This window comes from Halomonas eurihalina, from assembly GCF_008274785.1.
GTDB classification, from domain to species: Bacteria; Pseudomonadota; Gammaproteobacteria; order Pseudomonadales; family Halomonadaceae; genus Halomonas; species Halomonas eurihalina.
In genome coordinates this window covers 277,213-289,794 of record NZ_VTPU01000001.1, presented here as the reverse complement: position 1 = coordinate 289,794, position 12,582 = coordinate 277,213, and the positions used below count along the sequence as shown (strand labels likewise).

9 protein-coding genes are annotated in these 12,582 nt (G+C 63.7%); 8 read left to right on the top strand and 1 reads right to left on the bottom strand.

Going from position 1 to position 12,582, the window contains the following annotated elements; all coding sequences use genetic code 11:
• The 5 genes from hrpA to FZZ93_RS01510 are packed head-to-tail and all read left to right on the top strand — an operon-like array spanning nt 1 to nt 7,674.
• Nucleotides 1–3,993, top strand: coding sequence for an ATP-dependent RNA helicase HrpA (gene hrpA / locus FZZ93_RS01530; RefSeq protein WP_425460605.1), 3,993 nt, complete (start codon nt 1–3; stop codon nt 3,991–3,993).
• A 35-nt stretch (nt 3,994–4,028) separates the two neighbouring features.
• The gene (locus FZZ93_RS01525) at nt 4,029–5,150 is read left to right on the top strand and encodes a beta-ketoacyl-ACP synthase III (RefSeq protein WP_149320560.1); all 1,122 of its coding nucleotides are present in this window, start codon (nt 4,029–4,031) and stop codon (nt 5,148–5,150) included.
• Nucleotides 5,151–5,192: 42 nt separating this feature from the next.
• On the top strand, nt 5,193–5,972 hold the full coding sequence (locus FZZ93_RS01520) for an MlaA family lipoprotein (RefSeq protein ID WP_187774427.1): 780 nt from the start codon (nt 5,193–5,195) through the stop codon (nt 5,970–5,972).
• Nucleotides 5,973–5,984: 12 nt separating this feature from the next.
• The gene (locus FZZ93_RS01515; protein WP_149320558.1) at nt 5,985–7,178 is read left to right on the top strand and encodes a PP2C family protein-serine/threonine phosphatase; all 1,194 of its coding nucleotides are present in this window, start codon (nt 5,985–5,987) and stop codon (nt 7,176–7,178) included.
• The gene (locus FZZ93_RS01510) at nt 7,165–7,674 is read left to right on the top strand and encodes an STAS domain-containing protein (RefSeq protein WP_149320557.1); all 510 of its coding nucleotides are present in this window, start codon (nt 7,165–7,167) and stop codon (nt 7,672–7,674) included. The genes FZZ93_RS01515 and FZZ93_RS01510 overlap by 14 nt, the downstream gene beginning before the upstream one ends.
• A 78-nt stretch (nt 7,675–7,752) precedes the next feature.
• On the opposite strand, the gene tal is transcribed toward FZZ93_RS01510, so the two are convergent.
• Nucleotides 7,753–8,691, bottom strand: a complete 939-nt coding sequence (gene tal, locus FZZ93_RS01505; RefSeq protein ID WP_149320556.1) for a transaldolase — start codon at nt 8,689–8,691, stop codon at nt 7,753–7,755.
• A 177-nt stretch (nt 8,692–8,868) separates the two neighbouring features.
• Between tal and FZZ93_RS01500 the strand changes: the two genes are divergently transcribed.
• The 3 genes from FZZ93_RS01500 to pstC all read left to right on the top strand — a co-directional run bounded on the left by FZZ93_RS01500 (nt 8,869) and on the right by pstC (nt 12,573).
• Nucleotides 8,869–10,074, top strand: coding sequence for a multidrug effflux MFS transporter (locus tag FZZ93_RS01500; RefSeq protein ID WP_149320555.1), 1,206 nt, complete (start codon nt 8,869–8,871; stop codon nt 10,072–10,074).
• A 111-nt stretch (nt 10,075–10,185) separates the two neighbouring features.
• Nucleotides 10,186–11,211 (top strand): substrate-binding domain-containing protein, encoded by a 1,026-nt coding sequence (locus tag FZZ93_RS01495; protein WP_149320554.1) that lies wholly within the window; start codon nt 10,186–10,188, stop codon nt 11,209–11,211.
• 105 nt (nt 11,212–11,316) lie between these two features.
• The gene (pstC, locus tag FZZ93_RS01490) at nt 11,317–12,573 is read left to right on the top strand and encodes a phosphate ABC transporter permease subunit PstC (protein WP_149320553.1); all 1,257 of its coding nucleotides are present in this window, start codon (nt 11,317–11,319) and stop codon (nt 12,571–12,573) included.
• Nucleotides 12,574–12,582: the final 9 nt, after the last annotated feature.

Sequence of the window (12,582 nt, the reverse complement as noted above, 5' to 3'; positions counted from 1 at the left end):
ATCGATCTCGATGCCCTGAAGGCCCTGCAGAGCGAGCTCGATGGCGTTCAGTTGCGGGACGCTCCTCGTTTGAGCAAGCGTCTCGCCGGGTTGACCCGACGCTTTCGCCAAGGCAAGCCCGTGGATCGCGGGTTTGCCGAGATACGCCGTGAGATCGAACGGTCGCGGGAGAAGGTTGAGGCCCGTGCCGCGCGTCCGGTGCATCTGGACTATCCCGAACAGTTGCCGGTTTCCGAGCGCCGCGAGGACATCCTCGCGGCCCTGCGTGACCATCAGGTGGTGGTGGTGGCCGGCGAGACCGGCTCGGGCAAGACCACCCAGTTGCCCAAGCTGTGCCTGGAACTCGGGCTCGGCCAGCGCGGCCTCGTCGGCCACACCCAGCCGAGGCGGCTGGCGGCGCGCTCCGTGGCGACTCGCCTGGCTGAGGAAATGCAGGTGCCGCTCGGCGAGCAGGTCGGCTATCAGGTGCGCTTCACCGACCAGACGGCAGAGGCCACCCGGGTCAAGCTGATGACCGATGGCATCCTGCTGGCCGAGACGCGCAACGACCCGGATCTTTCCCGTTACGAGGCGATCATCATCGATGAGGCGCACGAGCGCAGCCTCAACATCGATTTCCTGCTCGGCTATCTCAAGCGTCTGCTGTCGCGCCGCCCCGACCTCAAGGTGATCATCACCTCGGCGACCATTGACGTGGAGCGCTTCGCCGCGCATTTCGCCACCGAGGATGCCGAGGGCAAGACACGACCGGCGCCGGTGGTGGAAGTGTCCGGGCGCGCCCATCCGGTGGAGGTGCATTATCGTCCGCTGATTCGCGATGAGGAAGACGAGGAGGATCGCACTCTTCAGGAGGGCATCCTGCACGCGGTGGAGGAGATCGAGACCATCGAGCGCGAGAAGCGCTGGTTCCATGGCCCCCGCGACATCCTGGTGTTTCTGCCCGGCGAGCGCGAGATTCGCGAGACCGCTGACACCCTGCGCCGCGCCGATCTGCGCGACACCGAGATCCTGCCGCTCTATGCGCGGCTTTCCAACGCCGAGCAGAACCGCGTCTTCGCGCCCCACAAGGGGCGACGCATCGTGCTGTCGACCAATGTCGCCGAGACCTCGCTCACTGTGCCGGGTATCCGTTATGTGATCGACCCGGGACTGGTGCGCATCAGCCGTTACAGCTACCGCGCCAAGATCCAGCGTCTGCCCGTGGAGCCGATCAGCCAGGCCAGCGCCAATCAGCGCAAGGGCCGCTGCGGGCGTATCGCGGAGGGCGTGTGCATTCGTCTCTACGATGAGGAGGATTTCCTGGGGCGTCCGGAATTCACCGATCCGGAGATCCGGCGCACCAACCTGGCCTCGGTGATCCTCTCGATGCTGTCGCTCAAGCTCGGTGACATCTCGGCCTTTCCCTTCGTTGATCCACCGGATTCGCGCTTCGTCACTGACGGCTTCCGCCTGCTGTTTGAGCTCGGCGCGGTAGATGGCGGGCAGCGCCTCACGCCCATGGGCAAGCGTCTGGCGCGCCTGCCTATCGATCCTCGCCTGGCGCGCATGCTGCTGGCCGGTGCCGAGCAGGGCAGCTTGCGCGAGGTGCTGATCGTGGTCTCGGCGTTGGCCACCCAGGATCCTCGGGAACGGCCGGCCGACAAGCGCCAGGCCGCCGATCAGGCGCATCGGCGCTGGCAGGATGCGGATTCCGACTTCGTGGCACTGCTCAACCTCTGGAACGGCTTCGAGGCCGCCAGGGACGAGCTGTCTGGCAATCGCCTGCGTCGCTGGTGCCGCGATCACTACCTGAATTATCTGCGGCTGCGGGAGTGGCACGACACCTTCCGCCAGCTTCGCCAGTTGCTGCGCGACATGGACATTGAGGTACCGGCCAAGCCCCCGGAACCCGCCGCCATTGCCGATGACAAGGCGGATGACGAAGCCGCCCGGCAGGCACGTCGCGAGAACGCCGCGCGCTTGCACCAGGCGCTGCTGCCGGGCCTGCTCTCGCATCTGGGCCAGTTTCTCGAGAATCGCGAGTATCTGGGCGCACGCAACCGCAAGTTCATGATCCACCCCGGCTCGGGGCTGGCGAAGAAGACACCCAAGTGGCTGATGGCTTTCGAGCTGGTCGAGACCTCGCGGCTGTTCGCCCGTACCGTGGCGCGCATCGATCCGGCGTGGATCGAGCCCGCGGCCGAGCACCTGGTCAAGCGCAGCTACAGCGAGCCGCACTGGGAAATGAAGCGTGCCCAGGTGGTGGCCTTCGAGCAGGTGACCCTGTTCGGCCTGCCCATCGTTGCCCGCCGGCGTGTCCATTACGGCCCCATCGCGCCGCAGGAATCCAGGGAACTGTTCATTCGCCGGGCGCTGGTCGAGGGCGAGTTCAAGACGCGCGGCGAGTTCTTTGCCCATAACCGGTCGCTGATCGAAGAGGTCGAGGACCTCGAGGACCGGGCCCGCAAGCGCGACATCCTGGTCGACGAGGAGACGCTGTTCGATTTCTACGATGCCCGGATTCCCGAGGATGTGGTCAACGGCAAGGGGTTCGAGGCCTGGCGCAAGAAGGCTGAGCGCGATGATCCCGATATCCTCAAGTTCGATCGCCAGGCGCTGTTCGCCCGTCAGGCCGAGGAGGTCACCGAGGCAGACTATCCCGACGAACTCTCCCTGGGTGGGGTGCGTTATCCGCTGAGCTATCATTTCGCGCCCGGCGCCGAGGACGACGGCGTGACGCTGACTGTGCCGGCGGCCATGCTGCCGCAGTTGCCCGCGGGGCGTCTGGAGTGGCTGGTACCGGGACTGCTGCGCGAGAAGTGCATCAGCCTGCTCAAGTCACTGCCCAAGTCCATACGCCGCCAGGTGGTGCCGATCCCCGACTGGGTGGACGCCGCCCTGCGGACCATGACGCCGGACGACACGCCGCTCACCGAGGCGCTGGGCGAGTTCCTGCGGCGCAAGACCGGCGCGCGCCCGCATCCCGACGACTGGCGGCTCGATCAGCTCGAGCCCCATCTGATCATGAATCTGCGGGTGGTCGATCACGAAGGGCGGGAGCTCGGACAGGGGCGTGATGTCCGCGAGCTTGAGCGACGCTTCGAAGAAGCGGCGGGGCAGGGCGCCCAGGCGCTGGCCGAACAGGCCAGCGAAGGACGCGCGCTCGATAGCCTGCCGGAAACGGCACTTCCCGAATCCCGGGTGACGACTCAAGCGGGCATCCGCGTCGAGGCCTTCCCGGCGGTGGTGCCTCGCGGCGATGCCCTGGACGTCGAGCTCTTCGATCATCCCGACAAGGCGCGAGAGGCGCATCGCCGGGGCGTGGTGTGGGCCGCCATGGCACGCCTGCCCGATCAGGCCAGGGCCATCGAGCGTCTTGGCAGCATGAAACCCTGCGCCTTGCTGTTCACCAAGGTCGGCAGCAAGCGCCAGCTCAGTGACGATGTCGTGGCGGCGGCCTTCCGCCAGGTCGTGGCGGTGGACCCGCTGCCACGCTCGGCGGATGAGCTCGAGCAGCGCTTGGCGGCGTGTCGCGCGGAACTGGTGCCGAAGGCGGAGGCGCTGCTGACGACCCTGGAGCAGGCCCTCGAGGGACACCTGGCAGTGACCAAGGCGTTGAAGGGGAATCTCAACCTGTCGCTGGCACTGGTTTACAGTGATTTAAAGGCACAGATGCAGCGTCTGGTGCATCCTGGCTTCGTCAGCGAGGCGGGGGAGTGGCTGGAGGAGTATCCTCGTTACATGGAAGCCGCTCGGATTCGCCTGGAGAAGGCGCCGCGGGAACGCATGCGCGATCAGATGCATATGCAGGAGATACAGGATTTTGAGGCGCGCCTGGCCGCGCGACGCGAAAGCGAGCGACGAGGCGAGGTGGAAGACCCGGCACTGGTTGAGTTCGGCTGGTGGATCGAGGAGTTGCGGGTCTCGCTGTTCGCCCAGCAATTGGGTACCCGAATGCCGGTATCGGCCAAGCGCCTTGAAAAGCGCTGGGCGGAGATCACCGGCCGCGGCTGAGATGCGGCCCATGAGCCGCAAAAAGGGAGCATTGCATGACCCGAGTGGTGATTACCGGTACGGGACTTTTCACGCCGGCACAGGCGATCGACAACGCCGCCCTGGTGAAGACCTTCAACACCTGGGTGGACGCCGAAAATGCCCGTCAGGCCGAGGCCATCGCGGCAGGCGAGCGGGAGCCGTTGCAGCCGTCCAGCGAGGAGTTTATCGTCAAGGCCTCAGGTATTCACAGCCGCTATGTGCTGGATGCCGAAGGCATCCTCGACCCCGAGCGGATGCGGCCAAATCTGCCGGCGCGCGATGACGAGGCGCTTTCCATACAGGCCGAGATGGGCGTTGCTGCCGCCAACGAAGCCCTGCTGGCCGCCGACGTGGCGGCTGCCGATATCGACCTGGTGATCGTCGCCTGCTCCAACCTGGAGCGTGCCTATCCGGCCGTGGCGGTGGAGCTGCAGGCGGCGCTGGGTGCCGGTGGCCATGCCTACGACATGAACGTTGCCTGTTCATCGGCTACCTTCGCCATCGATGCCGCGACCAATGCCATTCGCGCCGGCTCGGCCAGCCGCGTGCTGGTGGTCAGCCCCGAGATCTGCTCGGCGCACCTCAACTTCCGCGACCGTGACAGCCACTTCATCTTCGGCGATGCCTGCACGGCTATCGTGCTGGAGGATGAGACCGTGGCGACGGTTGCATCGCGCTTCGAGGTGCTCGGCACGCGTCTGGTGACGCATTTTTCCAATGCCATTCGCAATAACGCGGGCTTTCTCAACCGAGTCACCGACAGCGACCCGCTGGGCGCCGACAAGCTGTTCGTCCAGGAAGGGCGTCGAGTGTTCAAGGAAGTCTGCCCCCTGGTCGCGGCTTTGATCGGCGAGCACCTGGCGAGCCTTTCACTGGGCGGCGACGATCTGTCGCGCCTGTGGCTGCACCAGGCCAACCGCCACATGAACGACCTGATAGCGCGACGCGTGCTGGGGCGGGACCCTACGCCGGAAGAAGCGCCGATCATTCTCGATCGCTATGCCAACACCAGCTCGGCCGGTTCCATCATCGCCTTCCACCTGCATCGCGATGATCTGGCAGCGGGAGCCCTGGGGGTGGTGTGTTCCTTCGGCGCGGGCTACAGTGCCGGCAATGTCGTGGTGCGTCGCCGCTGATGGCAAGGAATCAACATGATGTGTAGGGAGACCGCAGAGTCAATGAATCGACCATCCACGCAATTCGTTCCGGGGCTTGGGCGCGTCCTGTTGGCAGGGCTGACGCTCGCCGTGCTGTCTGGCTGTGCCACGACGTCGGGCGGTACCGAGGCGAATCCCGAAGACCCCTGGGAAGGTTTCAACCGTGGCGTCTTCGCCTTCAACGACACGCTCGACCGTTATGCCCTGAAGCCGGTGGCGCAGGGGTATCACTTCGTGACACCGGACCCGGTGCAGACCGGCGTGGGCAATTTCTTCTCGAATCTCGGTGAGATTCGCACCACGCTCAACAGCCTGTTGCAGGGCAAAGGTGCCAATGCCGGCGCCTCCACGGGACGTTTCCTGATCAACTCCACCGTAGGCGTGCTCGGGATCTTCGATGTGGCGTCACACATGGACTTGACGGCCCGGGAGGAGGATTTCGGGCAGACCCTGGCTGTCTGGGGGGTGGATTCCGGGCCTTACCTGGTGCTGCCCTTCCTGGGGCCGAGCACCGTGCGTGACACCGGTGGCTTGCCGGTGGACTTCTACACTTATCCGGTGACTTATGTCGAGGACGATACGGTACGCTATTCGCTGACCGGGCTGCGGCTCATTGATACCCGGGCGGGGCTGCTCGACCAGGAAGATCTGATCCGCGGCGATCGCTACAGTTTCATCCGCGACACCTGGTTGCAGCGCCGACGCTTCGAGGTCAGCGATGGAGAACTGGGGGAGGACCCCTTCGCCAGCGACGGTTTCGATCTGGAAGGCACCGACTTCGACGATGCCTTCGCCGAATGAGGCGATGACGGAATGCCGAGCGACAATCAGTTGATCGGAGTGGTCGATGTGCCGGGCGAGCAGCGCGATGCCCTGGCCGAAACTATCGCCAAGGACGGCTTGGCGGTGCTTGCGGTGACGAGTGTCGAGCAATTGCCCGAGGAGACCGCACTGGTGGTGGCGCACTCGCGTGCGGTGCCGCCGGAGGCATGGCCCGAGTTGTGCCGACGATTGCCGACGCTGGTGGTCAGCGATGATCGACACAACGATGAGTTGATCTCGGCGGTGGATGCCGGCCTGGTGGATTATGTCGTCGATCCGCTGCGCCATGGTCATCTGTTACGGCGGATGATTCGTCGGGTCATCGAGATTAACCGGCTGGCCGAGGAGCGGGAACAGGACCGTCAACGGCTGGCCGAACTCAACGAGCATCTCGAGACTCACCTGGCCATGTTGCGGCTCGACCAGCAGGCCGGCGGGCAGATCCAGCGCAAGCTGCTGCCGCCGCGTCCGCAGTACTCGGGCAGCGTCCGCTGCGACTACTGGCTCGCACCTTCCTTGTATCTCTCCGGGGATTTCCTGGATTTCCAGCACTACGATGATCGCTACACGTTGTTCTACTTCGCCGATGTCTCGGGCCATGGTGCTTCATCGGCTTTCGTGACCGTGCTGCTCAAATATCTATTCAACCGCTGGCAGAATGAATGGGATGGCCGCGATCCCGAGGCGCTAGGACCGCGCTGGCTGGCGGCGCTCAACCGGGAGTTGCTCGATACCGGTATCGGTAAGCATGCGACCCTGTTCGTCGGGGTGATTGACCGCGAGCGTCGCTATCTGCACTATTCGCTCGGCGCGCAGCTTCCCATGCCCGTGCTGGTTGCTGGCGGTGATGTCTCGCTGCTGGCCGGCGAAGGCATGCCGGTAGGGCTTTTCCCGGATGTCGAATATCCTTGCTTGGGGTGTCCATTGCCCGAGCGTTTCAGACTCTGGCTATGCTCCGATGGCATCCTGGAGTGCCTGCCGGGCGAGACGCTCAACGACAGGTTGGGAGAACTCGAACGCCGCGTACTGGCCAATGAGACCCTGAGGGGACTCAAGGCGGGGCTTGCGTTGGGCAAGGTGGCGGAGGACGATGGAGATATCGCCGCGGATGCGCCCGAACACGACGAGCTGCCCGACGACCTGACGATCATGATGTTGAGCGGATTTGGCGATGATGATTCATGAAGGCCGCCTTCAGGCGGCGTTCGATTCCGGTGTCTTCGTGCTCAAGCTGAGTGGCGATGTGCGCCTGACACTGTGTGCGACCCTCGATCAACAAGCGCAGCAATTGGCCGATACCCCGGGACTCGAGGCGGTAATGGTCGATCTGCGCGAGGCGACCAATGTTGACTCCACCGCCCTTGGCTTTTTGGCCAAGGTCGCCATGGCGCTGCGCGGACGACTCGAGCAGGCGCCCACCATCGTGGTCGATAATCCCGACGTGCGGCGCATGCTTGATGTCATGGGCTTTGCCAGTTATTACACATTGGTCGAGTCGCCGATCACCGAGCCCCATGAGTTGCGTGATCTGACCGAGGTACCCGCCGATGAGGCGGATACGCGTCAGCGCGTGCTCGAAGCCCACCGTATCCTGATGCATATGAGCGAGCACAATCGCGAGCAGTTCCAGCCTCTAGTGGAGATGCTGGAGGCGCAGGGCGCGACCTTCGAGCACCGCTGAAGCCTGTGCTTTACCGAAACCGACCCCGAGATTGCTGATGCACCCCGCCGTGTCGCCGGGGCACACCAGCGCCTGGGTTCATGACTGGCGGAGTTCCCCGAGCAGGGTTTCCAGCTTGCGCTGATCGGCCATGAACTTGCGGATGCCTTCGGCCAGTTTCTCGGTGGCCATGGCGTCTTCGTTCAATGCCCAGCGGAATTCTGCCTCGTCCTGGGGCTCGGGGGCCTCGGTTTCGGCCTCCAGCGGCGTCAACTGGCGCTGCAGTGGCGCCTTGGTATCGGCGAGCTCGCCTAGCAGGGCGGGGGAAATGGTCAGGCGATCGCAACCGGCCAACGCCAGGATCTCGCCGCTGTTGCGGAAGCTGGCCCCCATCACTACGGTCTCGTAGCCATGTCCCTTGAAGAGTTCGTAGATACGCCGTACGGATTGCACGCCGGGATCGCGCTCGCCGCTGAAGTCGGTGTCGGGCTCTTGGGCCTTGTGCCAGTCGAGGATTCGGCCGACGAAGGGTGATACCAGGGTGACGCCGGCGTCGGCGCAGGCCTGAGCCTGGGCGAAACTGAACAGTAGCGTCAGGTTGGTGTGGATGCCCTCGCGTTCGAGCACCTTGGCGGCCTGGATGCCTTCCCAGGTGGCAGCGACCTTGATCAGAATGCGCTCGGGGGCGATGCCCTGGCGGCCGTAGCGCTCGATCAGCGAGCGGGCCCGAGCGAGGGTGGCCCCGGTGTCGAAGGACAGGCGGGCGCTGACCTCGGTGGAAACATAGCCGGGCACCAGCTCGCTGATTTCGCTTCCGATCTCGACGGCCACGGCGTCCAGAGCGTCGTTGATGTCGGTGGCACTACGGGCGATTTCCGCCAGCCGTGCGCGACGCTCCGGCTGCTGGGCGGCCTGCAGGATCAGCGAAGGGTTGGTGGTGGCATCGGTGGGCTGGAAGCGGCGAATCGCCTCGAGGTCACCGGTGTCAGCTACCACAGTGGTCATGGTCTTGAGTTGTGAAAGCAGGTCGTCTGCCATGGGGCGTCCCTTGTGTGCCTGGATTCAGGGTGGATCGTTCGAACTGGCCTTTCACTCTAACAAGGCCGAATGATCGAATATACAGGCTAAGTGCGCTGGGCAAGGTACAGCGACCGGCAAGAAAACCGAATTGACGTTATCATTGATGGCTTGTCATGGAAGATTGCCGGAGGCTTCTTGATCCTCAATGCTAGACGCACCGCCCTGCTGGTCGCGGCCAATACCGCCCTGGCTCCCTTCGCCATTGATGCCTATCTGCCGGCAATGCCGGCGCTGGCCGAGGCGGTGGGGGCGAGTGTTCACCATACCGAGCTGTCGATCAGCTTCTTCCTGCTGGGGTTCGCCCTCGGGCAACTGACCGGTGGCCCCATGTCCGATCGCTTTGGCCGCCGGCCGGTGCTGTTGTCGGGGCTGGTGGTGTTTCTGCTGGCCAGCTTGATGATCACCCAGGTCGATTCGCTTGCCGAACTTCTCGGCCTACGCTTCGTACAGGCGTTGGGTGGCGGTGCCTGTGTGGTCAACTCCGCGGCCATCGTGCGCGATTGTTTCAGTGGCCGGGAAGCCGCCAAGGTCATGTCGACCATGGCGATGATCATGATGCTGGCGCCGCTGGCGGCACCGGCGGTGGGCAGTGGCTTGTTGTATCTGGCCGACTGGTGGCTGATTTTCGTCTTCCTGGCCGCTTATGCCGCCTTTCTGCTGTGGTTGATGGGAACCCGGCTGCCGGAAACCCGCTCGCCGGATGCGCCCAGTGCCTCGCCGCGCCAGGTGCTGCGCAATTACGCCAGTGTGCTGCGCCATCGCGAGGCCATGGGATATGTGCTGTCGGTGGCCTCGACCTTCGCGGGCATGTTCGCCTTCATCACCGCCTCGCCGTTTCTCTACATGACGCACTATGGCCTTTCGCCGGCGCTCTATCCGGTGGTCTTCGGCGCCAACGTCGTCGTCATGGCGGGCTCCAATCGCCTCAATATCCGTTTGCTGCGCCGCCGTACCCCGCAACAGAACATGCGGCTAGGCATGGGCGTGCAACTGGCAGTGGCACTGAGCCTGATTCTGCTGGTGGCCACCGGGCTCGATTCGCCTATCAGCGTGGTGCCTTTGATCATGGTGTTCATGGGTATGGTCGGCTTGATCACGCCCAACGCCATTTCCTCGATGCTCGAACACTTTAGTCATATGAGCGCCACGGCCACGGCACTGCTGGGTAGCATCCAGTTCACCTGCGGGGCCTTGGCCGGCGTGATCGTGACCGCCTTCGAGATCGACAGTGCCTGGCCGATGGTGTTGACCATGCTGTGTGTCTCGCTGAGTGGCAATTTCGCGCTGCGCGTGCTGGCCGGTCATGCTGGTCGACCGGCGCCGGCGCGCCAGGAGTGCTGAGAACAGGTTCTCGAGGTTTTACATCGAGTGACTGTCATGAAGTTGTCATTTTTGTGGGGCATCTTGTGTCTCGCGCAGGATGAACACTTCCATGAACAGGAGCTCTACTCCATGAATCGCATCCTCAAGAGCCGCACTTTCAAGACTACTGTCATCGCCGCTGCTGTCGTGGGCGTGGCCGGCGTTGCCCAGGCACGTGATCAGATTCGTATCGTTGGTTCCAGCACCGTTTATCCGTTCGCCAGTTACGTGACCGAGGAATTCGGTGCGACCACCGAGTATCCGACACCGGTCATCGAGTCCACCGGTTCCGGCGGTGGTATCCGCCTGTTCTGTAACGGTGTCGGTGAGGGTACGCCCGACATCTCCAACGCCTCGCGTCGCATCAAGGCTTCCGAGCTGGAGCGCTGCGCGGAGAACGGCGTGACCGATGTCACCGAGGTCAAGATCGGCTCTGACGGCATTGTCTTTGCCCAGTCCAGCGAGAACGAGGAGATGGATCTGACCCTCGAGCAGCTGTTCCTGGCCGTGGCTGCCCAGGTGCCCGTGGATGGTGAGCTGGTCGACAATCCCTATACCAACTGGAGCGACATCGATTCCAGCCTGCCGGATCGCGAGATCTCCATCTATGGTCCGCCCAGCACCTCCGGTACCCGTGATGCCTTCGAAGAGCTCGCCATGGAAGTTCCTTCCGAGGAAATGGAAGCTTACGGCGGTGAGGGCTACACCGAGATTCGCTCCGACGGTGTCTATATCGATGCCGGCGAGAACGACAATCTGATCGTTCAGCGCCTGACCGAGGACACCAACGCTTTCGGCATCTTCGGCTACTCCTTCCTGGTCGAGAACCCCGATGCTCTGGGAGCTTCCAGCATCGAAGGCGTGGCGCCTGAGGCCGAGGCCATCAGTGCCGGTGACTATCCGATCGCCCGTTCGCTGTTCTTCTACGTCAAGAACCAGCACGCCGAAGATGTGCCGCCGCTGTATGACTATGTCGACATGTTTATCTCAGAGGCCATGATCGGTGAGGGCGGTTATCTGATGGATATCGGCTTGATCCCGCTGCCCGAAGCTGAGCGCGAAACGACTCGCCAGAAGGTCGCTGACCGTGCCTCGCTGCAGGTGTCCGACCTGTAAGGCATTTCCTTGGGCAAGGATGCCTGACCCGGCCGGCAGCTCAGGCTGCCGGCCGTCGCATGTTATGGCAGCCAAGCTGCCGCCGACAGCCACCGAGAGTTTTCTATGCAGACCGACCAACTCCTCGCACTGTTCAGTGGCATTCTGCTGCTGCTGGGTCTGATAGCCTTCTTCATTGGCCGTGCCAAGGCCACGCGAGTGCGCGCTACCGGCACGGCCATGTTCGCCCAACCTGATCAATACGCCTGGTTCGCCGTGCTGGCTACCGCTGGACCCGCTATCACCGTGGGCATCCTGGGCGCTATCCTGATGCTGTTGCTGGGTGCCAAGATTCCGCCGCTTTATCTGCTGGCCGGCAGCCTGGTCGTGGCTGCTGTGGGCTTGACGGTCGGCGTGCGCCAGGTGCGCCCTGACTTCCATGCCCGACAGGCCATCGAGCGGGTGATCCGCTTCATTCTGGTGGGGGCGGCGCTGATCTCCATCTTCACCACCTTCGGCATCCTCTTCTCCATTGTCTTCGAGGCGCTGCGCTTCTTTAAGATGCACAGCTTCTGGGAATTCATTACCGGAACGGTATGGAATCCGGGGGCCAGTTTCCTGGCGGCGGCCGGCCGTGCCGAGGAGGGGGCCAGCGCCGCCCAGTTCGGCTCGGTGCCACTGTTCGCCGGCACCTTCATGATCACCGCCATCGCCATGCTGGTGGCGATTCCTGTCGGTCTGCTGTCGGCCATCTACATGGCCGAGTTCGCTCCTCAGCGAGTGCGGACCCTGGCCAAGCCGACCCTGGAGGTCCTGGCCGGCATTCCTACCGTGGTCTACGGCTTTTTCGCCGCCATCACGGTGGCGCCGATCATCGTCAGCGTGGCCGGCTTCTTCGGCCTCGATGCTTCCTTCAACAACGCCGTGGCGCCAGGGATTGTCATGGGCATCATGATCATTCCCTTCATCTCCTCACTGTCCGATGACGTGATCAACTCGGTACCCGACAGCATGCGCCAGGGGTCACTGGCACTGGGCATGACCAAGGGCGAAACGATCCGTGATGTGGTGGTGCCGGCGGCCTTGCCGGGGATTATTTCCGCCTCGCTGCTGGCGGTCTCCCGAGCGCTTGGCGAGACCATGATCGTGGTGATGGCGGCGGGCATGCGACCCAACCTTACCGCCAACCCGCTGGAGGACATGACCACGGTGACGGTACGCATTGTCGCCGCGCTCACCGGTGATCTCGAGTTCGAGAGTGCCGAGACGCTCTCCGCGTTTGCTCTCGGCCTGGTGCTGTTCGCCGTGACCCTGACGCTGAACCTGGTGTCGGTGCTGATGATCCGTCGTTTCCGCGAGAAGTATCGCGTCAACAATCTTTAATCCCGAGGA